This is a genomic window from Janthinobacterium sp. DSP2-3-3, from assembly GCF_049897325.1.
GTDB lineage: Bacteria > Pseudomonadota > Gammaproteobacteria > Burkholderiales > Burkholderiaceae_D > Janthinobacterium.
In genome coordinates this window covers 91,521-116,294 of sequence record NZ_JAFCWA010000016.1, presented here as the reverse complement: position 1 = coordinate 116,294, position 24,774 = coordinate 91,521, and the positions used below count along the sequence as shown (strand labels likewise).

The window sequence follows — 24,774 nt, the reverse complement described above, 5'->3', positions numbered from 1 at the left end:
GCTTTTTCCTTAGTCTAGCCGCCGCCGATGGCGCGTACAATTTCAACTTGGTCTTGCACCTGCAAGACCTGTCCCGGCCACGCCTTGCGCGGCACCACGTTACGGTTGACGGCCAGCGCCAGCGCCTGGTTTTCCAACGACAGCGCGGCGATCAATTGATCCAGGGTTTGCCCCGGCGGCACCTGGTGCGGTGCGCCGTTGAGCGTGATGGATATCAATGCAGGCATCACGCTCTCCTTCAGACCTTGCGGTACAGCTCGGCACCGTTCTTGATGAACTCGATGGCCTTGATTTCCATGCCCTGCTTGAGCGCCTTGTCTTCCGCGATGCCCATGCCGGCCGCGTACTCGCGCACTTCCTGCGTGATCTTCATCGAGCAGAAGTGCGGGCCGCACATGGAGCAGAAATGCGCCACCTTGGCCGAATCCTTGGGCAAGGTTTCATCGTGGAATTCGCGCGCCTTGTCCGGGTCCAGGCCGATGTTGAACTGGTCGTCCCAGCGGAATTCGAAACGGGCTTTCGACAGGGCATTGTCGCGGATTTGCGCACCCGGATGGCCTTTCGCCAGGTCGGCTGCGTGCGCCGCGATTTTGTAGGTGATGATGCCATCCTTGACGTCCGCCTTGTTGGGCAGGCCCAGGTGTTCCTTCGGCGTCACGTAGCACAGCATGGCCGTGCCATACCAGCCGATCATGGCCGCGCCGATGCCGGAAGTGATGTGGTCGTAGCCGGGCGCAATGTCGGTGGTCAACGGCCCCAGCGTGTAGAACGGTGCTTCGCCGCACTGCTCCAGCTGCAAGTCCATGTTTTCCTTGATCAGCTGCATGGGCACGTGGCCCGGGCCTTCGATCATCACTTGCACGTCGTGCTTCCAAGCCACTTGCGTCAGCTCGCCCAGGGTCTTCAGTTCGCCCAGCTGCGCTTCATCGTTGGCATCGTAGATGGAGCCGGGGCGCAAGCCGTCGCCCAGCGAGAACGAGACGTCATATGCCTTCATGATTTCGCAGATGTCTTCGAAATGCGTGTACAGGAACGATTCCTGGTGGTGCGCCAGGCACCATTTCGCCATGATGGAGCCGCCGCGCGAGACGATGCCGGTCAAGCGCTTGGCCGTCATCGGCACGTAGCGCAGCAGCACGCCCGCGTGGATGGTGAAATAGTCGACGCCCTGCTCGGCCTGCTCGATCAGGGTGTCGCGGAAAATTTCCCAAGTCAGATCTTCGGCCTTGCCATTGACCTTTTCCAGCGCCTGGTAAATGGGCACGGTGCCGATGGGTACGGGGCTGTTGCGCACGATCCATTCGCGCGTTTCGTGGATATGCTTGCCGGTGGACAAGTCCATCACATTGTCGCCACCCCAGCGGATGGCCCAGGTCATCTTTTCCACTTCCTCGCCTATCGACGAGGTGACGGCCGAATTGCCGATGTTCGCGTTGATTTTCACCAGGAAATTGCGGCCGATAATCATCGGCTCGACTTCCGGGTGGTTGATGTTGGCGGGAATGATGGCGCGGCCGCGGGCGATTTCCTCGCGCACGAATTCCGGCGTGATTTCGGCCGGGATGCTGGCGCCGAACGACTGGCCAGGGTGCTGGCGGCCCATCAGCTCGGCCAGGCGTTCGCCCATGGGGCCGGAGGCTTTCAACTCCTTCAAGTACTCTCCGCGGCGCATGTTTTCACGGATGGCAACGAATTCCATTTCCGGCGTGATGATGCCGCGCCGGGCATAGTGCATCTGCGTCACATTGGTGCCCGCCTTGGCGCGGCGCGGCTTGCGGTGCAGGTTGAAACGCAGTTCGGCCAGCTTCGGGTCCGCCAGGCGGGCAATGCCATAGTCGGAAGTGGGGCCGGGCAGCTCTTCCGTGTCGGCCCGCTCCATGATCCACGGCAGGCGCGGCGTATCGAGACCCGAGCGGATGTCGATGTTCACGTCCGGGTCCGTGTAGGGGCCGGAGGTGTCGTAGACGTAGATCGGTGGATTCTTTTCGCCGCCAAACGACGCTTCCGTGTCGGACTGGCTGATCTGGCGCATGGGCACGCGGATGTCGGGGCGGCTGCCTTGCACGTAAATCTTGCGCGAATTGGGCAGCGGCGCGATGGCGGCTTCGTCGACCGTGGCGGTGGCGGAGAGGAATTTCAGGTTGGCGTTCATTTTGGCTCCTTGGCTAGACTTGCAGCTAGACTATTTATAGCCTGGAGCCAGCTAAGGAGGTTCGGCTGCGCGCACGCGGAAAAGCGGGGTGCGTTCATCCTAAAGCTTCCCTTCGCTGGCATTATCCAGATCAGGTTCGGAGGGTATTTCTCACCCGCGCTTGCACCGTGTTTCCACAGCGAAAGGCAGGACCCCTAGCGTTTGCCGCCTTGCGGCAGCGAGCCAATTATACGCGGTTCACGCCGCGCGGCCAGATGATTTCTTGCAGCTGTCGTCTTTGTGCATCTGCTGCAATGCAGCAGATGCCAGCACGCTTATTTCTTCTTGCCCCAGCGCCAGCTGGTCGGTTCGCCCTTCAGCTGGCAAATGAAAATGAGCACGGCAACGATGGCCGCTTCATACACGATGTAGCCGACCAGCATGGTTTGCGGGGGAAACAGGAACGCGCCGCAGGCGAACAGTGCCAGCGCGGCCAGGAACACCAGCCAGCCCTGCCAGGTGATGGGCAAGCCCCAGCCCCAGCCATAGGTCTTGGCGGGAAACCAGTAGGAGGGAGATTTGTCAGCCATGATGCTTTCCTTGTGGATGTGAATATCCACAAGTATAAATCAGGCGATACGCAAGCGTTCCGTGACATCGAGGCCGATGCCGCGGTAGCCGATGAAGCGGCTGCCATTATCGAACATCGGTTCGCCGCTGACCTGCAGATACTGCGTGCTGCCATCGAGGTTGGCGCGGCTGTAGATGAAGTCGAGGAAGGGTTCACGCGCGGCAATCTTGGCGTCGAGCAAGGCGCGCTCGGTGGCGTTCCAGCGCTGCGGCTCTGCTTCGCTGCCGATGCCCAGCATTTCGGCCACGGGGCCGGAAAAGCGCGTCAGATTGCCCTGCGCATCCTGTTCCCAGTACCAATCGGACGACAGTTCCGTGAAGCGCTGGAAGCGCGCTTCGCTTTCGCGCAGTTCCGCCGTGCGCTCTTCCACCATCTGTTCCAGCGACTTGTTGTATTCGGCCAGCTTCTGGTACAGCAAACGCACTTCCAGCATGTTGTGGATGCGCGTCTTCACTTCCACCAAGTCGAAGGGTTTGCTGACGAAGTCCTTGGCGCCCGCCTGCAGCGCGCGCAGCTTGTGGCCGGGCTGGGCCGTGATCACCAGCACGGGCAGATAACTGCCCGCCTCGATGTCGCGCAAGCCTTCCATGACTTCGAAGCCATCCATTTCCGGCATCTGCAAGTCGAGCAGGATCAGGTCGTAGCGGTGCTGCTGGTGCAGCGCGTGCACGGCTTGTGGGTCCATGGTGGAAGTGATGCGCGTGTAGCCGGCATTGCGCAGCACCTGTTCCAGCAGCATGACGTTGGCTTCCTGGTCGTCAACGATGAGAATGCTGGCGTTCAGGATCTCGGTGGCTTGAAGCATGGCGGTATTCCTAAAATGAAGTGCTGAATTAGCGTACTGCGTGAGTGTCATCGACCAGGCCGTGCGCGGCCGCATGGTGCAGGGCTACGTCGAGCGCCTCCATGAATTCGACGACCTTGATCGGCTTGGTCAGGTAGCGGAAGAAGCCCGCTTCCAGGCCTTTCTCGATGTCGCGCGGCACCGCGTTGGCCGACAGGGCCATCACGGGAATGTGGCTGGTGAGCGGATCGTCGTGCAAGATGCGCAAGGCGCCATAGCCGCTGATGCCGGGCAGGTTGATATCCATCAAGATCACGTCCGGCTGATACGTGCGCGCCAGGTCGATGCCCAGATGCGCATCGATGGCGGTCAGCAGTTTCAAATCGCTGCGGCGGGCGATCAATTGCTCCACCAGCGCCAGGTTGGCCGGATTGTCTTCCACGTACAGCAAGGTGCGCTGGGTTTCCTGGTCTTCCGGTGCCACAGGCAAGACCTCGCCCGGTTCCAAATGCAATTCGGGCGCGCGCGAGGCCTTGAATTCGACCCAGAAAGTGGTGCCCAGGCCCACCGTGCTGTCGACGCCAATCTGGCCGCCCATCAGTTCGACCAGCTGCTTGGTGACGACCAGGCCGATGCCCGTGCCCTCTTCCGTGCTGCTTTCCTGACCCAGGCGGTTGAAAGGCTGGAACAGCTGACTCATCTGTTCGGCGTTCAAGCCGGCGCCGCTGTCGCTGACGCTGGTGCGCACTTTGTCGCCGCGCTGGCGGCAATCGACTTTCACGCTGCCGCCGCTCTGGTTGTACTTGATGGCGTTCGACAGCAGATTGATCATCACCTGTTTTACGCGCGTACGGTCGGCATGCACATAAAAAGCCTGGCCGCAGCGGGGGAAATGCATGCTGATGCCGCGTTTTTCCGCCTGCGGCGCGATCATCGCCTGGCAATCCTGCAGCACGTCAAGCAAGGACATCGCCTCTTCCGACATGGTGACCTTGCCCGATTCGATCATGGCCAGGTCGAGGATTTCATTGATCAAACGCAAAAGATACCAGCCGCCCTTGAGGATCTGGTCGATCGAGCGCTGCTGCGGCACGCTCGGTGCCGGCGTCTCAGACGCCATCAGCTGGGCAAAGCCCAGCACGGCGTTCAAGGGCGTGCGCAATTCATGGCTCATGCTCGACAGAAACTCGGACTTCGCCAGGTTCGCCTTTTCCGCCGCCTGGCGGGCCTTTTCCATTTCGATATTCGTGTCTTGCAACGCTAGTTCGAACTGCTTGCGTTCCGTCACGTCGCGCGCGGCGGCAAACACGCCCTGCAGCTTGCGGTTGCGGTCGTGGAAGGTCGAGGCGTTGTACGACACTACCGTCTGCTTGCCGTCACGTGCCAGGGCCGTCAGCTCGTAATTGGTCACTTTGCCTTCACGCAACACGCGCGCGATGGCTTCCTCGGCCCGGTCCGGTTCCGTAAAGTAATTCTTGCACGGCGCGCCGATCAATTCGTCGCGCGTACAGCCCGTCAGCGCTTCCATCTGCTGGTTGACGTCGCTGATGATGCCGCGCGGGTCCGTCGTCATCAGAGCGTCGATATTCGATTCAATCAGCGAGCGCGTATAGAACTGCTGCTCGCGCAAGCGCTGGTCCAGCAGCGCCTGTTCCGCCTCGACCTGCTTGCGCGCCGTATTATCTGTGCCGATCAGCAAGTAACCGATGACCTTGCTCTGCGCGTCGCGCAGGGCAGTCACGGACACGATGGCGGGGAAGCGGCTGCCATCCTTGCGGATGTAGGTCAGCTCATAAATGTCTTCGATACCGCGCGTGGCCTTGAACACCAGCGCTTCCACGCCGGGCGTGATGACGGTATCGAGTTCCGAGCTGAGGGCGGCGGCGCGCGCAATGATTTCTTGCGCGTCGGAAATACCGGCCGGCGTCAACTTGTCGACCACGTCGCTCGCTTCATAGCCGAGCATGCGTTCGGCGCCCACATTGAAAATCTGGATAACGCCCTGCGCATCGGTGGCGATGCAAGAGAAATTGGCGCTGTTGAAGATCGCATCCTGCAAGGCGCCCGCCTTGAGCAGCTGGCGCGGCAGGCTGGCCGCCACCGTGCGCCGGTACAGTGCCGCGAGCAGCATCAGCAGCAGAAATACCAGCGCGTCGATGGCGCATGCCGTCTCGAACGGCGCGCGCCAGGCCAGCGCGCCGACGGCCAGCAGCACGACGGCGCTGAACGAAAATGCCAGCGCCATGGGCCAGCGCGAGGGCGCGCGCGGGGGGATATTTTCGACAGATTGCATGATGAGCCTGGGCAATGACTACGATAAGAGGAAGAATGTGGTACTTAATGCAATTTTCAGTGCGGCAATTTTCAGTGCGGCAATGTTCAGTGCGGCAGTGTTCAGTGCGCCTGGCGCTGGCGCACGTCCGACAGCAGACGCGTGAACTCCTTCTTCACCACGCCATAGCATTCGCACACATTGCCTTCGAGACCGGCGCGGTCCAGCACGGAGATATGGCCGCGCCGGTAACTGATGAAGCCACGCGCCTGCAAGCGCCCGGCCGCTTCCGTCACGCCTTCGCGGCGCACGCCCAACATATTGGCGATGAGTTCCTGCGTCATGGTCAGTTCGCGGTTCGGCAGGCGGTCCATGGTCAGCAGTAGCCAGCGGCACAGCTGCTGCTCCACCGTATGGTGGCGGTTGCACACGGCCGTCTGCGACATTTGCGTGATCAAGGCTTGCGTATAGCGCAGCAGCAAGCGCATGACGGGGCCGGCGCGGTCGAATTCTTCCATCAGCAGGTGCGCCTTCAAGCGATAGCCGACGCCTCCCGTCTGCACGACGGCGCGGCTGGGGGTCGAGTTGCCGCCCATAAACAGCGACACGCCCACCACGCCTTCATTACCCACGCCGGCGATTTCCGACGAGCCGCCATTTTCCAGCAGATAGTGAAGAGAAACGATGGCGGTGGTGGGAAAGTACACATGCTGCAGCTTGTCGCCCGAATCGTAGATCACGTCGCCCAGCAGCATGGAGACTTGCTCCAGATGGGGGGCCAGGCGCGCGAAATCGGCGTCGAGCATGGCGGCGAGTAAATGGTTTTGATTCGGGTTGTGCAGCTGGGCATGCGGACTCGACATGGGCAGTTTTCCTGGTTTCCAGTCGTCAGCTAGGGGATAAATGAAAGACGTCCGAACGAGGGCCGCTATATGCAGCAGCCTAACACGGCGTTTGCACAAGCATGCGACTATATTTCTTGCGGGTATGGTTGTCTGTTCGCCAGCGAACGGACGGCCACGTGCCCCGCGCCCTACAGTCAGTCACTGCCAGGGCTGCCGGATCATGGATCGGCACCGGCGCTGCCTACCGGACGCCATCATGCAATCATTCTTCACACGCATCTCCATTTCCGTTTCCACCTCCGCACTGATCACCTTGGCGGTCGGGCTGTGCCTGACGGCCCTGTGCTACGCCTCGGCGCGCCAGATCGAGTCGGAAAGCAGCCGGCTGCTGCTGCTGCAGTACTACGCCAGCGCTCACGCGCTGGGCACCGCCCTGCTGCCCGCCAGCGGCATGAGCCTGGACGCCAACCATCGCGGTTCTCTGTACGTGCTGCTGGGCGGATTACTGTCGAGCCTGCTGGCAACGGCGTATGTGTTTCAGCTGGTGTCGCGCAATGTCGTGATTGCCCGCATCACGGGCGAACGCACGGCAGCGCTGCAGTTTGCCAACTTGCGCCTGTCTGAAGACATCGCCGCGCGCATGCACAATGAAAAGTCGCTGCGTTTGCGCGAACGCATCATCGAAGTCTCGGCCAATGCCGTCATCCTGTGCAGCGCCGATGCGCCGGGCTTCCTGATTGAATACGTCAACCCCGCCTTCGAGCGCATCACCGGCTATGCGGCCGGCGAAGTCATTGGCCAGCGCCTGGAAGACTTGCAGGGTCCCGAGCAAGGGCGGCAAGACATGCATGAGATTACAGCCGCCCTGCGCGAACAGCGCGAAGGCAAGGCCATCGTGCGCAATTTCCGTAAGGATGGCAGTTGCTACTGGAGCGAATTGTTCGTCGCGCCCGTGCGCGAAGATGGCGATGGCCCCGTCAGCCACTTTGTTGTAGCACAATACGACATCAGCACCGTCATGCGCTTCGAACAGGAGATGGAATTCCAGGCCAGGCACGATATCCTCACAGGCCTGGCCAACCGGGCACTACTGCGCGAACGGCTGGAGCAGGCGATGGCCGTGACGCGCCGCAACGGCCTGCCCCTGTGGGTGGTGTTCATCGACCTCGACCGTTTTAAATTCGTCAACGATACCCTGGGCCACGACGCCGGCGACCTGGTGCTAAAAAACGTGGCAGAGCGCCTGCGCGACGCCACGCGCGAAGTCGACACGGTGGCGCGCCTGGGTGGCGACGAATTCGTGCTGCTGCTGCCCCAGCATGGCAATGGCGAACCGGGCGCCGCCATCCTGCAGCGCATCCAGGACGCCGTGGCGCAGCCGCTGCAACTGGGCGAATATGAATTCTTTCTCAGCTGCTGCATGGGCGTGGCCGTGTATCCCGACGATGGCCAGGATGCCGACACGCTGATCAAGCATGCCGACATCGCCATGTACCGCGCCAAGGAACAAGGACGGGGCCACTGGCAATTCTATGCCTCGAGCATGAATGCGGGCACCCTGGAGCGGCTGGGACTGGAAAGCGAGTTGCGCCACGCCCTGGAGCGCGGACAGTTCCACCTCGAATACCAGCCCCAACTGGATCTGGCCAGCGGCGCGGTGGTGGGCATGGAAGCGCTGTTACGTTGGCAACATCCGCAACTGGGGCGCATTCCGCCTGCCAGCTTTATCGGCCTGGCCGAGGAAATGGGCTTGATCATTGCCATCGGCGACTGGGCCCTGCGCACGGCGTGCGCCCAGGCGCACGCCTGGCAACTGGCCGGCCATGGCCCGCTGCGCCTGGCCGTCAACTTGTCGGCGCGGCAATTCAAGCAAAGGAATCTGCTGCACGCGGTGGCGCAGGCACTGGCCGAGACCGGCCTCAATGCCGCCCATCTGGAACTGGAATTGACGGAAAGCATGGTCATGCATAACGTGGAGCAAGCCACGGCCATCATGAGCAAGCTGAAGGTACTGGGCGTGCAACTGTCCATCGACGACTTCGGCACCGGCTATTCCAGCCTGGCCTACCTGCGCCACTTCCCCATCGACGTACTGAAAATCGACAAGACCTTCGTCAGCGACATCACGCACAGCGACGACGACGCGGCCATCGTGCGCGCCATCATTTCGCTGGCGCACAGCCTGCGCCTGAAAGTGATCGCCGAAGGCGTGGAAACGGCGCAGCAGTTGGCCTTCCTGCGCCAGCACGGCTGCGACCAGATGCAGGGCTATCTGTTCAGCCGGCCGCTGACCGCGCCCGCCTTCGAAGAACTGTTACAGCAGAGAAAATTGCTACCCGCTTAAAACGCGTGGCGCAAGCCGATGTTCAGCGCGCGGTTGCCGCTGCCTACCTCAGTGGCATTGCCCACCATGTAGGCGGCGTCGTTGCGATTGCGAATGTACGCGTAGGCAAGATACACCTTGCTGCGCTTGGACAAGGCATACGTGGCGCCGATGGCCAGCTGCTGCGCGTCGCGGTTGGCCGCGTCGCGGTCATCCTTGTGGATGAACGAAGCCAGCAAGGTGGTCGCGCCGAGCGGCACGGACACGCCGACGATGGCGTCACGGCTGTCCGTGGACGGAATGGGAGCCTGCGCCGCGCCATACGGGTTTTCCGCAAAGAACATCGAACTGCCATCACCCGTGTTGCGGCCATAGCCGGCAAACGCGGTGGCCATGCCGAAGTTGTAGTTGCCGGCCAAAATGGTGTTGTTGACGTCGGCCTTGCCGAATTCGCCGCCACGGCTCTGGCGCGCCAGGCGCAGGGTCAGGGGGCCGTTGACATAACCGAGGGCCAAGCCCAGCGAACGTTGATCTGCCGCCACACCCGTGTGTTCGCCAGCACCGAACATGACGGTGGCCGTCACCCCGCGCCATTCCGGCGACGTATAGCGCACGGTATTGTCGATACGCGTGGCCGAATAGCCGGCCAGGTTGGTCGACGCACCGGCCAGGCCGCCCTCGAACGGGTCGGCCACGTCGGTCAGCGCCTGGCTTTGCAAGTTGTACTGGCGGCCCACCGTCAGCATGCCCAGCGGGCTGTTCAGGCCGACAAAAGCCTGGCGGCCGAACAACTGGCCTGCCTGGTCCGAGCGGCCCGTGTCGCTCAACAAGCCCGCTTCCAGCGTGAACACGGCTTGCCAGCCGTCGCCCAGCGATTCCGTGCCGCGCAGGCCCAGGCGCGAGCCGGCCGACACGCCGCTGGTAAGCTTGCTGATGCCGCCTTCCTGCACCAGGCCCGCGTCCATCAGGCCATACACGATGACTGAAGACGGGGTGACTGAAGACGAGTCGACGGACGACTGGGCGTGGGCGACAGGCAAGGCGCCCAGGCTGGCCAGTGCCATGGTGATTGAGATTTTTTTCATGCTGGTTTCCTTGTAAAGACAAAACCGGGAAAGCGCGCGGCCATGGCGCGGCCACAGGCGGCTAGGCGCGCTGTAGTTACTGCCGTATCGAAAGACGACGGGCCAGATAACAACATTCCTGGCGAAGCTGTGGCGGCGCGGCCGATAAAGACGATGGCGCGCGGTATTCCGCCGTGAATGGTGCACCGCTGGCGGTGCGCGTGGCTCAGGCGCCCGGCCCGCAGGGGACGCACTGAAAGTGGCTGGCATCGCTGATGCGCTAGCCTTGAGACGCGGACGAGTGTTGGATATGCAACGTTGATACAACCGCGTCTGCTGGCGCCGTCCGCAAGGATGAGGCAGGAGGCGCCGAGGCCGATATTATAGCATCGGCAGCGCCTTTATCCCCGTTCTGTTGTTGGAAAACGACTCGCCAGGCCGCCAAAACACGTCCATATGGCCGCACAAGATGGCGCATGCCGACCAGGCAAACGCTATTGCTGCGGCAGGCCGGCTGCCTTGTCTTTGCCCTTGTGCAGCGGTGTGGCAGCCGGAGTTTAGCGCGTCGCGGCAGCCGCCCGCAGCAAGGCCAGCACGGCTTTATTTTCCGGCGTCGGCGCCCGTTGCTGCGCCATCTTCAACACGGAAATTTCACCGCCCAGCGGATTGGCGCCCAGGCCCAACAACAGCTTGACCATCGCCGCGTCGCCATTTTCAACAGCCGCCAGCAAAGGCGGAAGATAACCGTCGCTGACGACGGGCGCGCCCATCGCGGCCAGGCGGGTGACCCAGTCGTGCCGCTGGCTGCGCACCGCATGCCACAGCAGCGTCTCCTTTTCCAGACGCCGCGAATCGAGCGCCGCCTGCTGTCCCTTGTAAGACTCTTCGGCGGCGGGTCCGACTTGCTGCCATGGCATGCCGGGCATCAGCAGTTGGCGCAGCACGTCTTCGGACGCCGGCTGATGGTTGTACATGGCGCGCATCGCGGCGTCGAGCCAGCGGTCCATGCCCTTCGCGTCATGCCGGGGCACGCGCTGCTTGAGCCAGTCCAGCACACGGCCGTTACCCGCTTCGGCGGCATAGGCGTACAGCGACTTGTCCTGCTCATCAATATTCGGCGTGGTGCCGGTGGCCAGCATTTTATCGAGCACTTCGGTGCCGCGCGTCAGGCGCAGCAAGCGCCCCCATAGCAAAGAATCGGCCAACGGCCGTTCGGCTGGCTGCGCAGCCCCGCCTTTCTCGGCTTTTTTCTCTGCCAGGTACTGATCTATCAGCAAATATGGCCGGCCCGCGCCTGCGTCGAGCAAGGCGATCATGCTGGCCGTACGTTCATTCGCATCGATCAATTCCGGCAAGATGTCCGCATTCTCCTGCTGCAAGGCGTATTCCAGCGGCGCCATCGTGTGGTTTTCGCCGCCGTATTGCCGCACATCGGCGCCATGGGCCAGCAACAAACGCACCATCGCGGCATTGCCGTACAGGGCAGCCAGATGCAGGGGCGCGGCGTGGTACAGCGTATCGCCTTCGCCGAGCGGCACGCCGCGCTGCAACAGCAGCGTCATCATGCGCAGCTTGGCGGGCAACAGCGCGGCGTGCCGCTCACGCAACACCTGGCGGCGCGCCTGCAGCGACGCCTGCGCCAGTCGCTCCTGATCGTCGTCCAGCCGCAGTTGCGCCTTCAGCCATGCCGCTTCGGCTTCGACCATGCTGGATGGGGGCAAGATCAAATAGTTCAGCAAGGGAAGCCTGTCGATCGCATAGTTGCCCGGCTCGGCGACGCCGGCAAGCAGCTTGCCAAAAGCAGCTTCGTCGCCTTCTTTGGCAGCCTTGAACAGCGCCGTCACCTCTGGCGTCGTCGGCAGCTTGTTGCGTGCCTCGCGTACATAATTGATCAAGCGTTCCATGCCGTGCACCGAGACCTGCGGCAACGGCATGCCCACCTTCCATGCCCGCGCCAGCTGCTCCGCCTCGGCGCGTTGCGCCGCATTCAGTTTCTTTGTCCAGCCGGCCACAGCGTTGCCGGCGCCCGCCGCGCCGCCCGCCACCGCCAACTGGCTCAGCATGGAAGCGAGCACATAGTCCTGCGGCACGCCCGCCTCCTCGCCATACAGCACGGCCAGCTGCAACTGGGCCTTGGCACTGCCGCTTTCGGCGGCCTTGCGCAGCCAGCGGGCGGCCTGCTTTTCATCCAGGCCGCCCGTGCCCTTCCAGCACAACAAGCCCAGCTGGTAGGCGGCTTCCATGTCGCCGCGCTCGGCGGCGCGGCGGTACCAATCCTGCGGCGAACGCCGTCCCGTCAGCGACGTCGCCGGCAAGGGCGCGCCGCGCTTCCAGCGCTTGGCCAGGCGCTGCGCTTCGTCGATCTGGTCCGGCGACATCGTGCCACGGCGCATCGGCAGGGACTTCTCCATCGCGGCCGCACCGCTCCACTCCTTGTCTTGCAGCGCCAGCAGGTTGAGCGCGTACGACAGCACCCTGTCGACCGGCCCGCCTTCGCCCCGCTCATACATTTGTGCCAGGTCCTGCAGCGGCTTGCCGTCACCCTGCGCTGCCATGACGCCCAACCAGGGCCGCGCGCGCGATGGATTGTGCATGCGGCCCGGCGCGTATGCATACATGAAAACCAGCGCCTCCTGCGCGGCGCGATCGCCGCCCTTGGCCGCCAGCAGATACCAGCGCTCCGCTTCGACCTCGCTGCGCTCTACGTCCCGGCATCCTTTCTCGCCCATGTAGATATCGGCGAGGACTTTTTGCGCCTTGACATGGCCGCCCAGTGCCGGTCCGCGCAATTGCGCCACGGCGTCAACGCAGCGTCCACGCTGGAAAGCCGCCATTCCTTCCGGGACGCCGGCGCACGCGCCGCCGACAGCCCATCCGGCGCCGAGCACGGCCAATTGCCACAATTTTTTCATGATTGCCTGAGCTTTCAAATAATGTTGCAAAGATGATAGCTTGAAAAAAATACAATGGGGCAATATTGCGCAATCGTGCGCGGCTTTTCGGGCCATCCAGGCCCGCTATTTGCTGCGCATGCTTTATGCACCCCTTATAATGGTTCCTTTTGCCAATCACACGCCAAATCATGGAATTAGCCAAGTCTTTCGAGCCCGCCGACATTGAACAATTCTGGCGCACCGAGTGGGAACAGCGCGGTTACTTTACCGCCACCCTCGATGCGGGAAAACCTTCCTTCAGCATCCAGTTGCCGCCGCCGAACGTCACCGGCACCCTGCACATGGGCCACGCGTTCAACCAGACCATCATGGATGGCCTGACCCGCTACCACCGCATGCTGGGCCACAACACGGCCTGGATTCCCGGCACCGACCACGCGGGCATCGCCACGCAAATCGTCGTGCAACGCCAGCTGGACGCGCAAAAGATTTCGCGGCATGACCTGGGCCGCGAGAAATTCGTGGAAAAAGTGTGGGAATGGAAAGAAAAATCGGGTTCCATCATCACCGGCCAGATGCGCCGCCTGGGTGCTTCGGCCGACTGGCAACGCGAATATTTCACCATGGACGAGCCACGCTCGAAAGTCGTCACCGACGTCTTCGTGCGCCTGTTCGAGCAAGGCCTGATCTACCGCGGCAAGCGCCTGGTCAACTGGGACCCCGTGCTGGGCACCGCTGTCTCGGACCTGGAAGTGGTATCCGAGGAAGAAGACGGTTCCATGTGGTACATCAAGTACCCGCTGGCCGACGGCAGCGGTTTCCTGACGGTGGCCACCACGCGTCCTGAAACCATGCTGGGCGACGTGGCCGTGGCCGTCGATCCGACGGACGAGCGCTACCTGCCACTGGTCGGCAAGATGCTGAAACTGCCGCTGACCGAGCGTGAAATCCCCATCATCGCCGACGAATATGTCGACAAGGAATTCGGCACCGGCTGCGTCAAAATTACCCCAGCGCATGACATGAACGATTACGCCGTGGGCCAGCGCCACAAACTGGCGCAGATCGTCATTCTGACCCTGGACGCGAAGATCACCGACGACGCGCCGGCAGCGTATCGCGGCATGGACCGCTTCGCCGCGCGCAAGCAGATCGTCGCCGACCTCGATGCACAAGGCTTGCTCGAGCAAGTCAAGCCCCATAAACTGATGGTGCCGCGCGGCGACCGCACGGGCGTCGTCATCGAGCCGATGCTGACTGACCAGTGGTTTGTCGCCATGAGCAAGCCGGCCCCGGAAGGCACTTTCTTCCCAGGCAAGTCGATCGCCGAAACGGCGCTGGACAAGGTCGCCAATGGCGAAATCAAGTTCGTGCCGGAAAACTGGAGCACCACCTACAACCAGTGGCTCAACAACATCCAGGACTGGTGCATCTCGCGCCAACTGTGGTGGGGCCATCAAATCCCGGCGTGGTACGACGACGCCGGCAATATCTTTGTCGCCAAGACGGAAGCTGAGGCGCAAGCCAAGGCATTGGCCGCCGGCAGCACGGGTCCGTTGAAACGCGACGACGACGTGCTCGACACGTGGTTCTCGTCGGCCCTGGTACCATTCTCGACCATGGGTTGGCCTGAAGAAACGCCGGACATGAAGGCCTTCCTGCCGTCGTCCGTGCTGGTGACGGGTTTCGACATCATCTTCTTCTGGGTCGCGCGCATGGTCATGATGACGGCGCACTTCACGGGCAAGGTGCCGTTTGAAACCGTCTACGTGCACGGCCTGGTGCGCGATTCGACGGGACAGAAGATGTCCAAGTCAAAGGGTAACACCCTGGACCCGATCGACCTGATCGATGGCATCGACCTGGAAGGTTTGATCGTCAAGCGCACCACGGGCCTGATGAACCCGCGCGACGCGGAAAAGATCACCAAGGCGACGCGCAAGGAATTCCCGGAAGGCATTTCGGCCTACGGCACGGACGCCGTGCGCTTCACCATGGCCAGCTATGCTTCGCTGGGCCGCAACATCAATTTCGACCTGGGCCGCTGCGAAGGCTACCGCAACTTCTGCAACAAGATGTGGAACGCCACCCGTTTCGTCATGATGAATACGGAAGGCAAGGATTGCTCGCCGAACGAGGCCGACCTGTCGCAAGCGGACAAGTGGATCATCTCCTTGCTGCAACGCGCTGAACTGGACGTGGCCAAGGGTTTCGAAGACTTCCGTTTCGACAATATCGCCGCCACCATCTACAAGTTCGTCTGGGACGAGTATTGCGACTGGTATCTGGAAGTGGCCAAGGTGCAAGTACAACAAGGCACGGAAGGGCAGCAGCGCGCCACCCGCCACACCCTGTTGCGCGTGCTGGAAGTGGTGCTGCGCCTGGCCCATCCGATCATCCCGTTTGTCACGGAAGCGCTGTGGCAAACGGTGGCGCCACTGGCCGGCAAGACGCTCAAAGCGGACGGTGATTCGATCATGATGCAGCCCTACCCGATTGCCAACGTCGACAAGATCGACGCATCGGCCGAAGCGTGGATGCAGCAGCTGAAAGCCTTGACGGACGCGACGCGCAACCTGCGCGGCGAAATGCAAATTTCTCCTTCCGTGCGCGTGCCGCTGATCGTCGAAGCGGGCAATGCCACGGAAAAGGCCGCGCTGGCATCATACGCGCCCTACATCCAGTCGCTGGGCAAGCTGGCCGACGTGCAGATCGTCGATGCGCTGCCGGATTCGCCAGCGGCCGTCGCCATCGTCGGCACCACCAAGCTGATGCTGAAAGTGGAAATCGATGTGGCGGCCGAACGCGAACGCCTGGGCAAGGAAATCGCCCGCATCGAAGCTGAAATTGCTAAAGTGAATAGCAAATTAGGCAATGAAAGCTTCGTCGCGCGCGCCCCGGCCGCCATCGTTGCGCAAGAAAACGAGCGTTTGCTCAGTTTTTCGGCCACAATTGAAAAATTGCGCGAACAGTTTGCTAAACTAGCCAGCGCATAAGGCAAGTTTGGAAGGATTGCGCGGCGTCCCCGTGACGCCGCGCAGGATGGCTGGTCTTGCCTTGGTATATACACTGTTCGTGACCCGATCAAAAAAAACCATAGGAGACTAGCGATGCGTACTTTATACAAAACAACCGTCACAGCAAGCATCATGGTGGCCGCCCTGGCCATCGCCGGCAGCGCCACCGCGCGCGACGGCAACTACACCCCTGTCGGCACGTGGAAAACCATCGACGACGCCAGCGGCAAGCCGAAATCCCTCGTCGTCATCACGGAAAGCAACGGTGTCTTGCAAGGCAAGATCGACAAGCTGTTCCGCGGCCCGGACGAAGATCAGAACCCCAAGTGCGACAAGTGCACGGGCGCCAAGAAAGACCAGCCCATCATCGGCCTGGTGATCCTGTCCGGCCTGAAATATGACGGCAAGGAATGGACGGGCGGCGAAATCACGGACCCGGCCAATGGCAAGACTTACAAGAGCAAGGCCGAACTGACGGATGGCGGCACCAAGCTGCAAGTGCGCGGCTATATCGGTGTGCCAATGTTTGGTCGCTCGCAAACGTGGGTGCGCGAAGAATAATCGACACACGCCCTGCGCTGTCGAAGCCGGCCTCTGCGCCGGCTTTTTTACGTCCCTGCTCCCGTACTCCTGTTGTTTTTCCAGCTCGAATCCGCTTGTATTTTGGCCTGTATCAAGGTGGCTGAACGCTATGCGCGCCAACGCACATACCGGTAGTCCCCGCCGTGAAATAGTGCATGCCAGTGACGCCATCGCCCTGTAGCGACGGGCGGCATGGCTCTGCCGGATGACCTCATCCGCAGATGCCCGGCAGTGAATGCCATGCACAAAGGAACGCAAATGAACCTCTTCAAACGATATCTGAACCCGCTGCTCGTCTCGGCAGGTTTGCTGGCCATGGCCGTCCTGGCCGGCTGCGGCGGCGGCGACCAGGGACGCGATCCCATCCTCGGCTTGCCGGCTGCCACCCTGTCCAGTCTGGCTGTTACACCAGCCACGGCGACGGTCGCCATCGGTGCCGGCCAGCAATTCACGGCCATCGCCACGTATAGCGACGGCTCCGCGCAAGACGTCAGCACGAAGGCGACCTGGACTTCCGCTACGCCGGCCAGCGCGACAGTCAATGCCGCCACAGGCTTGAGCACCGGCATTGCTGCCGGCAGCAGCAGCATCAGCGCCGCGTTCGGCGGCAAGAGCGCAGCGGCCCAGTTGACCGTCTCGCCCGCCACACTCACGGCGATTGCCATCACGCCGCTCGCGCCATCCATCACCATCGGCGCAACGCAGCAATTTACGGTGACCGGCAGCTTCAGCGACGGCGCCACGCGCGACGTTACGGCCGTCTCGACCTTTGCCTCCGCCACCCCCGCCACGGCCAGCATCGCCGCTAGCGGCCTGGCGCTCGGCAAGGTTGCCGGCACGACGCAGATCACGGCCACCTCGGGCGCGCTCACGGCCAGCACCGTGCTGACCGTCACGCCAGCGACCTTGCTGTCGATCGCCGTCACGCCGCAAAACCCCATCATTCCCGTCGCCGCGACGCGCCAGCTGGCCGTCCTTGCCACCTATTCGGATGGCAGCACCGTCGATGTCACGGCCAGCACCAGCTTCCTTGCCGCCACGCCCGCTTTCGCCACCGTCGCCAGCGACGGCTTGGTCAGTGGCGTTGCCTTTGGTACCAGCGTCATGACTGCCAGCTTCAATGGCAAAACGGCCAGCACCACCGTCACCGTGCCTGCCCTCACCCTGGCCAGCATCGCCGTCACGCCAGCTACCGCCAGCATCGCTGTCGGTGCCCAACAGCAATTCGTTGCCACGGCAACGTATTCGGACGGCTCGAACGCCATCGTCACGACCGGCGCTAGCTGGACTTCGGGCACCGTTACCACCGCTAGCGTACTGAACACTGGCGTGGCTACCGGCATCGCCACCGGCACCAGCAACATCACCGCCACGGTCGGCGGCCAGTCGGGCAGCGCGCTGCTGACTGTCACGGCAGTGGCCATCCCGCCCGTGTTCAACCCGATCATTCTGGGCCGCGCGGCACCGTTCGGCGTGCTGGCCGGTACCTCGATCACCAACAATTCGGGCGGCACCACACTGATCACGGGCGACGTCGGTGCACCGTCGCAAACGGTCGATCCGACCCAGGCGGCCGGCTTTACCAACTACAAGTCGGGCGCCATCCTGGCCGGTGCCATGACGGATTTGCAAGCGGCAATCACGGATGGCAATAGCCGTACCTGCGACGTCAGCTTTGCCGGCGGCATCGACCTCGGTGGGCAGACCTTCGGCCCCGGCGTGTATTGCTATGCGGGCGCCATCAGCATCACAGGCACTCTGACACTGAACGGTCCCGGCGTGTACATCTTCCGCACGGCATTGACCCTGGATTCGACCGTCAACTCCATCGTTGCCCTGAACAATGGCGCCACGGCCGACAACGTCAGCTGGCTGCCCGTCGGCCCGACCACCCTGGCCGCGAACAGCGTCTTCAAGGGCAATATCCTGGGCCAGTCGGCCGCCATCACGGTCGGCGACAACACGACCTTGCTCAATGGCCGCGTGCTGACGGCTGCCGCCGTCACCCTGCGCAACAACCAGATCACCAAATAATCGGGACATGACCATGACTATTGCACACACACTGGGCGCCCTGAGCGTGATGACCGGCGCCTTGCTGGCGGCGCAAGCGGCGCAGGCGCAGGACAACACCTTCATCAACCCGGACTGGGCCAACAGCGCCTGGTACCTCGGTGCGGGCGTGGGCCAGTCGCGCGCCACCATCGACGAACCGCGCCTGCGCGCCAGCCTGGCCGCCAACGGTGAAACCGTCACCGGTTTTACCAAGGATCAGCGCGATACCGGCTATAAACTGTTTGTCGGCCGTCAACTGAACCAGTATTTCGCCGTGGAAGGCGGTTACTTTGACTTGGGCAAGTTCGATTTCAAGTCGACCACCAGCGGCAATGGCGTACTCAACGGACAAGCAGCCTTTCGCGGCGTGAACCTGGACTTGCTGGGCCAGCTGCCGCTGTCGCAGCGCCTGTCCTTGCTGGGCCGGGTCGGCATGCATTACACCAAGACCAACACGGAGTTCAGCGGCAACCGCCTGCTGGGCTCGACCAACACGCATGCCAGCGAGCGCAAGCTCAACGCCAAGCTGGGCCTGGGCCTGGAATACAAGTTCAGCGAAGCACTGGCCCTGCGCGGCGAAGTCGAGCGTTATCGCTTGAACGACGCCGTCGGCAACCGCGGCGATGCGGACCTGTATTCCGTCAGCCTGGTCTACAAATTGGGCCGCCCGGCCAGCGCCACGCCCGCCTACCAGCCGGCGCCCGAAGTCGCTCCTGCCGTCGCCATGCCGGCACCCGTCGTCGTGGCCGCACCGGCACCTGTCCCCGTGGCGGAAAAAGTGTCGTTTGCTTCGGAAGCATTGTTTGATTTCGATCAATCGACGCTCAAGCCGCAAGGCAAGGCCGCGCTGGACCAGCTACTCGGTCAATTAAGCGGCATGGACTTGGAAGTCATCGTCACGGTCGGTCATACGGATGCCGTCGGTTCCGACGCCTATAACCAGAAACTGTCGCAGCGCCGCGCGGAAGCCGTCAAAGCTTACCTGGTGGCGCAAGGCGTGGAAACGAGCCGCGTCTACACGGAAGGCAAGGGAGAAACGCAACCGGTGGCCGACAACACGAGTGCCGCCGGCCGCGCCAAGAACCGCCGCGTAACGGTGGAAGTGGTGGGCACGAGAAAAGTCGCGCGTTAAGTTGCATGCGCATAAAAAAACCGGCTTGCGCCGGTTTTTTTTCGTCCACAGTTCTTTTCGTCCACCGCTTATTGCGCTGGCGCCGGCTTGCGGTGATGCTTGCTCAAATGCCTGTCGAGGCTGTTGGCGAACTGCTGCCGGTCGGACTGGCTGAAGGCGGCCGGGCCGCCCGTGTCCACGCCGCCGCTGCGCAATTCTTCCATGAAGGCGCGCATCGTCAGTTGCTGGGCAATATTGTCTTTCGTATAAAACTCGCCGCGCGGATTCAAGGCATAGCCGCCCTTGGTCAAGACATCGGCGGCCAGCGGAATGTCGCCCGTGATGACCAGGTCGCCGGGATTCAACAGCCGCACGATTTCCTGGTCGGCCACGTCGGCGCCGGACGGCACTTGCACGGTGCGGATGAAACGCGACGGCGGCACGCGCAAGCCCTGGTTGGCCACCAGAGTGAGGGGTAACTCCAGGCGGTCGGCCACGCGGTACAGAATTTCCTTGATGACCACGGGGCAGGCATCGGCATCGATCCAGATCTGCATGCCCGTGCTCGCGGGCACGCCCTCTACCGCCATCACAGTTCCCACGCTTCGCCGCCGGGGCCCATGCGCGGGGCGCTGACGCCAAAGTGCAAATAGGCGGCCGGCGTGGCCACGCGGCCACGCGGCGTGCGCTGCAAAAAGCCTTGCTGGATCAGGTACGGTTCCAGCACGTCTTCGATGGTATCGGCCGCTTCGCCGATGGCTGCCGCCAAATTACCTATGCCGACGGGGCCGCCGCCGAACTTGAACAGCACGGCTTCCAGCAGCTTGCGGTCCATCACGTCGAAGCCGGCAGAATCGACGTCGAGCATGGCCAGCGCGCGGTCGGCCACCACCTTGGTGATCTCGCCATTGCTTTTGACTTCAGCGAAATCGCGCACGCGACGCAGCAAGCGGTTGGCGATGCGCGGCGTGCCGCGGGCGCGCTGGGCGATCTCGTGCGCGCCTTCCGGATCGATAGGCGCTTTCAGCAAGGCGGCGCTGCGCGTGACGATCTTGGTCAGCTCGCCCGTGTTATAGAACTCCAGCCGCGCCACGATGCCGAAGCGGTCGCGCAGCGGGTTGGTCAACATGCCGGCGCGCGTGGTGGCGCCGACCAAGGTAAACGGCTGCAAATCGAGCTTCACGGAACGGGCGGCCGGACCTTCGCCGATCATGATATCGATTTGATAATCCTCAAGCGCCGGATACAGAATTTCTTCCACGACGGGCGACAGCCGGTGGATTTCATCGATGAACAGGACGTCGTTCGCTTCCAGGTTCGTCAAAATCGCGGCCAGGTCGCCCGGACGCTCCAGCACGGGACCGGAGGTCTGGCGCAAATTCACGCCCATTTCGCGCGCGATGATGTGCGCCAAGGTCGTCTTGCCCAAGCCCGGCGGGCCGAACAGCAAGGTATGATCGAGCGCTTCCTTGCGCTGGCGCGCGGCCGTGATGAATATCTCGAGCTGGTCGCGGATCTTTTCCTGCCCCACATACTCGTCGAGTTGCTTGGGGCGCAAGGCCCGCTCGATGGCTTCTTCGTTATGCGAGATGGGCGCCGCGTCGATGATGCGCTGTTCCGTGAAGCTGTCGGTCTGGATGCTCATGCCTTATCAGCCTTTCGACAGCGCTTTCAGCGCCAGTTTGATGCCATCCGACACGCCGCTGCCAGCCGGCACGTTCTTCACGGCGGCCAGCGCTTCCTTGTCCGAATAGCCGAGCGCGACCAGCGCGTTCAAAATATCCGATTGCGCATCGGGCGCCGCATGCGCACCGCTGGCGCCGATGTCGGCCCCCAGTTTGCCCTTCAATTCCAGCAGCAACCGCTCCGCCGTCTTCTTGCCGATGCCAGGCACTTTCACCAGACGGCCGGAATCTTGCAGCGTGATCGCTTGCGCCAGGTCGGCTATCGTCATGCCGGACAGGATGGACAGCGCCATGCGCGCACCCACGCCCGTGATCTTGATCAACTGCCGGAACACGGCCCGCTCGGCCGCATTGCCGAAACCAAACAGCAGATGCGCATCTTCACGGATGGCCTGGTGCGTGAACAGCACGACTTTTTCGCCCACATGGGGCAGGTTATAAAACGTGCTCATTGGCACGTCGACTTCATAGCCGACGCCCTGGCAATCGACCAATAATTGTGGCGGATTCTTTTCAAGCAAAATACCGGAGAGACGGCCTATCATCGCGTGTTCCTAATGTTGTGTATCGTTGTTTCTATTGATATCTGAAGGCCAAGTAAGGAACCTAGCCGACCAGACGACCGCGCTTCATGCGCAAGCCCTGCAATTGCGGCGCCAGCGCGCCGAGCATGGCCAGCGCATCAATGCTGTTGGCGTGGCAAATGGCCACGCCCAAGGCATCGGCGGCATCCGTGCCGGGCAAGCCGGGCAGTGACAACAGCCGCGACACCATATCCTGCACCTGCTCCTTGGCCGCCTTGCCGTGCCCCGTGACGGCCTGTTTCACTTGCAGGGCCGTATATTCGGCCACCGACAGGTCGGCATGCACGAGCGCGCAAATGGCCGCGCCGCGCGCCTGGCCCAGCAGAAGGGTCGATTGGGGATTGACGTTGACAAACACTTTTTCAATGGCCGCGCAATCGGGCTGGTAGGTGCCGACAATTTCGCTCACGCCCTGCAAGATGATCTTCAGGCGCGGCGGCAATTCCCCTTCGGAACTCGTCTTGATGGTCCCCGAAGCGATATAGCGCAGCTTGTTGCCGTGTTTTTCAATGACCCCAAAGCCGGTGGTGCGCAGGCCAGGATCGATGCCAAGAATAATCATCGCCAGATTCTATAATGAATACGGCAGGCACCGGTGAATAACCGGTGCCTGCCGTTTGCACACCTTTCAAGAAGGTGGGATAAACCGTAGCGAGCGGCGATGCGGCGTGGCCGAGAAACGCAACTGTGCTAGAGCACAGTGAGCATCGCAGGCCGCGCCCCGCGCCGCGCCGCGCCGTAGGTTAGACCGCCTTCTTAATGACGGAAGTGACGCGTTCCTGTGTAGAGCATCACGACGCCGCGCTCGTCCGCCGCATCGATCACTTCCTGGTCGCGCATGGAGCCGCCCGGGTGGATGACGCAGGTCGCGCCTGCGTCGACGACCACGTCGAGGCCGTCGCGGAAGGGGAAGAAGGCGTCCGACGCCACCACGGAACCGGTCAGCGACAGGCCGGCATTTTGCGCCTTGATGGAAGCGATACGGGCCGAGTCGATACGGCTCATCTGGCCAGCGCCCACGCCCAGGGTCATGTTATTGCCGCAGAAGACGATGGCGTTCGACTTGACGAATTTTGCCACTTTCCAGGCGAACATCAGGTCGGCCAGTTGCTGCGGCGTTGGCTGCAGCTTGCTGACCACGCGCAAGTCGCCGATGCCGACGTTTTTCGCATCCGGTGATTGCACCAGCAAGCCGCCACCCACGCGCTTGAAGTCCATCGCGTGCACACCCGAGCCCAGTGGGATTTCCAGCATGCGCACGTTTTGCTTGCTCGACAGAATCTGTTTCGCTTCCGCGGAGAACGATGGGGCGATCAGCACTTCGACGAACAGCTTGGCGATTTCGCCGGCGGTGGCGCCGTCGAGTTCCGTGTTGAAGGCGATAATGCCGCCAAACGCGGAAGTCGGGTCCGTCTGCAGGGCACGCGCATACGCTTCGGCCGCATTCTTGCCCAGGGCGACGCCGCATGGGTTCGCGTGCTTGACGATCACGCAGGCGGCGCTTTGCTCGAAACCGCCCAGGCTCTTCACGCATTCCCAGGCTGCATCGGCGTCGGCGATGTTGTTGTACGACAATTCCTTACCTTGCAGCTGGCGGTAGTTGGCCAGCGCGCCATCGGTGACGGCCAGGTCGCGGTAGAAGGCGGCGCTCTGGTGCGGGTTTTCACCGTAACGCATGTCTTGCACTTTCTCAAATGCAACGTTCAGGATTTGCGGATAGGCACCGCGCTCGGCGTGCACTTTCGTCGGGCCCAGGCTGGTCAGGTAGTTGGTGATGGCGCCATCGTATTGCGCCGTGTGCGCAAAGACTTTTTTCGCCAGCATGAACTTGGTGTCGTAGCTCACGTCGCCTGCCTTGCCGTCGGCCGAGCGCAGCTCCGCCAGCACGGCGTCGTAGTCGGTCGGATCGCAGATGACGACCACGTCCTTGTGGTTCTTGGCCGCCGAACGCAGCATGGTCGGGCCGCCGATATCGATGTTTTCGATCGCGTCTTCCAGCGTGCAATCGGCCTTGGCGACCGTGCCCTGAAACGGATACAGGTTGACCACCACCATGTCGATGGTCGGCATGTCGTGCTCGACCAGTTTCGACATGTGTTCAGGGAAATCGCGGCGCGCCAGGATACCACCATGCACTTTCGGGTGCAGGGTCTTCACACGGCCATCGAGCATCTCCGGGAAACCCGTGTAATCGGCAACTTCCGTGACGGGAACACCGTTGTCTGCCAGCAATTTGGCGGTGCCGCCGGTGGACAGGAGGTTAACGCCGAGTGCGGACAGGGCGCGGGCGAATTCGAGAACGCCGGTCTTGTCGGAAACGGAGAGGAGAGCTTGTTTGATCATGGCTGTGGCTAGGTGGTTAAGTGTTCTTGGCGAATGGCGCAGTTCAGTCCTCAGGCGAAGACTGCTGCGGCGGATTCAAATCTTGGCGTCACTTGCATGCCGGCATTACAGCAAACCGTGCTCCTGCAATTTCTTGCGCAGGGTATTGCGGTTGATGCCCAGCATCTGCGCGGCGTGCGACTGGTTGCCATCGGCGCGTGTCATCACGACTTCCAGGATGGGCTTTTCCACGGTCAGCACGACCATGTCATAGATATTCGATGCTTGCTGTTCGCCCAGGTCATTGAAGTAATCTTCTAGACTTTTCTGTACGACTTCCTGAATGCTTTCTTTGCTCATTTGTATGCTTCAACCGGCTGAACACCTGACAATCCGCTGCCGCGCCGCTCATGCGGTCCGCCTGCTGCCGTCTTGTTTCGGTGTTGTAATTAATATTGCATGACGCTCTGTATA

At 62.1% G+C, this 24,774-nt stretch carries 19 protein-coding genes and 1 riboswitch; of the genes, 5 read left to right on the top strand and 14 right to left on the bottom strand.

The window, feature by feature from the left end; genetic code table 11:
• Window positions 1-14: 14 nt before the first annotated feature.
• The 6 genes from thiS to ACP7DE_RS25220 all read right to left on the bottom strand — a co-directional run bounded on the left by thiS (window position 15) and on the right by ACP7DE_RS25220 (window position 6,681).
• Complete coding sequence (gene thiS / locus ACP7DE_RS25245; protein ID WP_071079564.1) at window positions 15-218, bottom strand: sulfur carrier protein ThiS; 204 nt, start codon at window positions 216-218, stop codon at window positions 15-17.
• A gap of 20 nt (window positions 219-238) precedes the next feature.
• A complete protein-coding gene (thiC, locus tag ACP7DE_RS25240) occupies window positions 239-2,152 on the bottom strand; it encodes a phosphomethylpyrimidine synthase ThiC (protein ID WP_426074667.1) in 1,914 nt (637 codons plus the stop codon).
• Between the two features lie 90 nt (window positions 2,153-2,242).
• Window positions 2,243-2,358: riboswitch (TPP riboswitch) on the bottom strand.
• Window positions 2,359-2,466: 108 nt separating this feature from the next.
• Window positions 2,467-2,721 carry a hypothetical protein gene (locus tag ACP7DE_RS25235; protein WP_426074666.1) on the bottom strand — a complete coding sequence of 85 codons (255 nt, stop codon included), beginning with the start codon at window positions 2,719-2,721 and terminating at the stop codon, window positions 2,467-2,469.
• Between the two features lie 39 nt (window positions 2,722-2,760).
• Window positions 2,761-3,567, bottom strand: coding sequence for a response regulator (locus ACP7DE_RS25230; protein WP_426074665.1), 807 nt, complete (start codon window positions 3,565-3,567; stop codon window positions 2,761-2,763).
• A 28-nt stretch (window positions 3,568-3,595) separates the two neighbouring features.
• On the bottom strand, window positions 3,596-5,839 hold the full coding sequence (locus ACP7DE_RS25225; RefSeq protein WP_426074664.1) for a PAS domain S-box protein: 2,244 nt from the start codon (window positions 5,837-5,839) through the stop codon (window positions 3,596-3,598).
• Window positions 5,840-5,940: 101 nt separating this feature from the next.
• Complete coding sequence (locus tag ACP7DE_RS25220; protein ID WP_426074663.1) at window positions 5,941-6,681, bottom strand: Crp/Fnr family transcriptional regulator; 741 nt, start codon at window positions 6,679-6,681, stop codon at window positions 5,941-5,943.
• A 238-nt stretch (window positions 6,682-6,919) separates the two neighbouring features.
• Here ACP7DE_RS25220 and ACP7DE_RS25215 point away from each other — a divergent pair, with 238 nt between their 5' ends.
• On the top strand, window positions 6,920-9,007 hold the full coding sequence (locus ACP7DE_RS25215; RefSeq protein WP_426074662.1) for a putative bifunctional diguanylate cyclase/phosphodiesterase: 2,088 nt from the start codon (window positions 6,920-6,922) through the stop codon (window positions 9,005-9,007).
• On the opposite strand, the gene ACP7DE_RS25210 is transcribed toward ACP7DE_RS25215, so the two are convergent.
• Entirely contained in the window at window positions 9,004-10,071 is a 1,068-nt protein-coding gene (locus ACP7DE_RS25210; RefSeq protein WP_426074661.1) for a porin, read from the bottom strand. The genes ACP7DE_RS25215 and ACP7DE_RS25210 overlap by 4 nt on opposite strands.
• Before the next feature lie 536 nt (window positions 10,072-10,607).
• Window positions 10,608-12,962: an ankyrin repeat domain-containing protein gene (locus tag ACP7DE_RS25205; RefSeq protein ID WP_426074660.1), complete on the bottom strand. Its 2,355-nt coding sequence runs from the start codon at window positions 12,960-12,962 to the stop codon at window positions 10,608-10,610.
• A 170-nt stretch (window positions 12,963-13,132) separates the two neighbouring features.
• Here ACP7DE_RS25205 and ACP7DE_RS25200 point away from each other — a divergent pair, with 170 nt between their 5' ends.
• From ACP7DE_RS25200 to ACP7DE_RS25185, 4 genes are all read left to right on the top strand, one after another.
• Complete coding sequence (locus ACP7DE_RS25200; protein ID WP_426074659.1) at window positions 13,133-15,940, top strand: valine--tRNA ligase; 2,808 nt, start codon at window positions 13,133-13,135, stop codon at window positions 15,938-15,940.
• A gap of 153 nt (window positions 15,941-16,093) precedes the next feature.
• The gene (locus ACP7DE_RS25195) at window positions 16,094-16,522 is read left to right on the top strand and encodes a DUF2147 domain-containing protein (RefSeq protein WP_426074678.1); all 429 of its coding nucleotides are present in this window, start codon (window positions 16,094-16,096) and stop codon (window positions 16,520-16,522) included.
• 279 nt (window positions 16,523-16,801) lie between these two features.
• A complete protein-coding gene (locus tag ACP7DE_RS25190; protein ID WP_426074658.1) occupies window positions 16,802-18,577 on the top strand; it encodes an Ig-like domain-containing protein in 1,776 nt (591 codons plus the stop codon).
• Between the two features lie 13 nt (window positions 18,578-18,590).
• A complete protein-coding gene (locus tag ACP7DE_RS25185) occupies window positions 18,591-19,730 on the top strand; it encodes an OmpA family protein (RefSeq protein WP_426074657.1) in 1,140 nt (379 codons plus the stop codon).
• Between the two features lie 68 nt (window positions 19,731-19,798).
• On the opposite strand, the gene ACP7DE_RS25180 is transcribed toward ACP7DE_RS25185, so the two are convergent.
• The 6 genes from ACP7DE_RS25180 to ACP7DE_RS25155 all read right to left on the bottom strand — a co-directional run bounded on the left by ACP7DE_RS25180 (window position 19,799) and on the right by ACP7DE_RS25155 (window position 24,660).
• Window positions 19,799-20,266 carry a YaiI/YqxD family protein gene (locus tag ACP7DE_RS25180; protein ID WP_102123182.1) on the bottom strand — a complete coding sequence of 156 codons (468 nt, stop codon included), beginning with the start codon at window positions 20,264-20,266 and terminating at the stop codon, window positions 19,799-19,801.
• A 32-nt stretch (window positions 20,267-20,298) separates the two neighbouring features.
• Window positions 20,299-21,354 carry a Holliday junction branch migration DNA helicase RuvB gene (gene ruvB / locus ACP7DE_RS25175; protein ID WP_034749202.1) on the bottom strand — a complete coding sequence of 352 codons (1,056 nt, stop codon included), beginning with the start codon at window positions 21,352-21,354 and terminating at the stop codon, window positions 20,299-20,301.
• A gap of 6 nt (window positions 21,355-21,360) precedes the next feature.
• Window positions 21,361-21,939, bottom strand: coding sequence for a Holliday junction branch migration protein RuvA (gene ruvA / locus ACP7DE_RS25170; protein WP_102123180.1), 579 nt, complete (start codon window positions 21,937-21,939; stop codon window positions 21,361-21,363).
• 61 nt (window positions 21,940-22,000) lie between these two features.
• On the bottom strand, window positions 22,001-22,540 hold the full coding sequence (gene ruvC, locus ACP7DE_RS25165) for a crossover junction endodeoxyribonuclease RuvC (protein WP_426074656.1): 540 nt from the start codon (window positions 22,538-22,540) through the stop codon (window positions 22,001-22,003).
• Window positions 22,541-22,734: 194 nt separating this feature from the next.
• Complete coding sequence (gene purH, locus ACP7DE_RS25160; protein WP_426074655.1) at window positions 22,735-24,321, bottom strand: bifunctional phosphoribosylaminoimidazolecarboxamide formyltransferase/IMP cyclohydrolase; 1,587 nt, start codon at window positions 24,319-24,321, stop codon at window positions 22,735-22,737.
• A gap of 105 nt (window positions 24,322-24,426) precedes the next feature.
• On the bottom strand, window positions 24,427-24,660 hold the full coding sequence (locus tag ACP7DE_RS25155; protein WP_008445162.1) for a helix-turn-helix domain-containing protein: 234 nt from the start codon (window positions 24,658-24,660) through the stop codon (window positions 24,427-24,429).
• Window positions 24,661-24,774: the final 114 nt, after the last annotated feature.

Excerpts from the sequence above, each read along its gene's own strand:
- thiC (WP_426074667.1), bottom strand. The coding sequence starts at position 2,152 with ATGAACGCCAACCTGAAATTCCTCTCCGCCACCGCCACGGTCGACGAA.
- ACP7DE_RS25235 (WP_426074666.1), bottom strand. The coding sequence starts at position 2,721 with ATGGCTGACAAATCTCCCTCCTACTGGTTTCCCGCCAAGACCTATGGC.
- ACP7DE_RS25230 (WP_426074665.1), bottom strand. The coding sequence starts at position 3,567 with ATGCTTCAAGCCACCGAGATCCTGAACGCCAGCATTCTCATCGTTGAC.
- ACP7DE_RS25225 (WP_426074664.1), bottom strand. The coding sequence starts at position 5,839 with ATGCAATCTGTCGAAAATATCCCCCCGCGCGCGCCCTCGCGCTGGCCC.
- ACP7DE_RS25220 (WP_426074663.1), bottom strand. The coding sequence starts at position 6,681 with ATGTCGAGTCCGCATGCCCAGCTGCACAACCCGAATCAAAACCATTTA.
- ACP7DE_RS25215 (WP_426074662.1), top strand. The coding sequence starts at position 6,920 with ATGCAATCATTCTTCACACGCATCTCCATTTCCGTTTCCACCTCCGCA.
- ACP7DE_RS25210 (WP_426074661.1), bottom strand. The coding sequence starts at position 10,071 with ATGAAAAAAATCTCAATCACCATGGCACTGGCCAGCCTGGGCGCCTTG.
- ACP7DE_RS25205 (WP_426074660.1), bottom strand. The coding sequence starts at position 12,962 with ATGAAAAAATTGTGGCAATTGGCCGTGCTCGGCGCCGGATGGGCTGTC.
- ACP7DE_RS25200 (WP_426074659.1), top strand. The coding sequence starts at position 13,133 with ATGGAATTAGCCAAGTCTTTCGAGCCCGCCGACATTGAACAATTCTGG.
- ACP7DE_RS25195 (WP_426074678.1), top strand. The coding sequence starts at position 16,094 with ATGGTGGCCGCCCTGGCCATCGCCGGCAGCGCCACCGCGCGCGACGGC.
- ACP7DE_RS25190 (WP_426074658.1), top strand. The coding sequence starts at position 16,802 with ATGAACCTCTTCAAACGATATCTGAACCCGCTGCTCGTCTCGGCAGGT.
- ACP7DE_RS25185 (WP_426074657.1), top strand. The coding sequence starts at position 18,591 with ATGACTATTGCACACACACTGGGCGCCCTGAGCGTGATGACCGGCGCC.
- ACP7DE_RS25180 (WP_102123182.1), bottom strand. The coding sequence starts at position 20,266 with ATGCAGATCTGGATCGATGCCGATGCCTGCCCCGTGGTCATCAAGGAA.
- ruvB (WP_034749202.1), bottom strand. The coding sequence starts at position 21,354 with ATGAGCATCCAGACCGACAGCTTCACGGAACAGCGCATCATCGACGCG.
- ruvA (WP_102123180.1), bottom strand. The coding sequence starts at position 21,939 with ATGATAGGCCGTCTCTCCGGTATTTTGCTTGAAAAGAATCCGCCACAA.
- ruvC (WP_426074656.1), bottom strand. The coding sequence starts at position 22,540 with ATGATTATTCTTGGCATCGATCCTGGCCTGCGCACCACCGGCTTTGGG.
- purH (WP_426074655.1), bottom strand. The coding sequence starts at position 24,321 with ATGATCAAACAAGCTCTCCTCTCCGTTTCCGACAAGACCGGCGTTCTC.
- ACP7DE_RS25155 (WP_008445162.1), bottom strand. The coding sequence starts at position 24,660 with ATGAGCAAAGAAAGCATTCAGGAAGTCGTACAGAAAAGTCTAGAAGAT.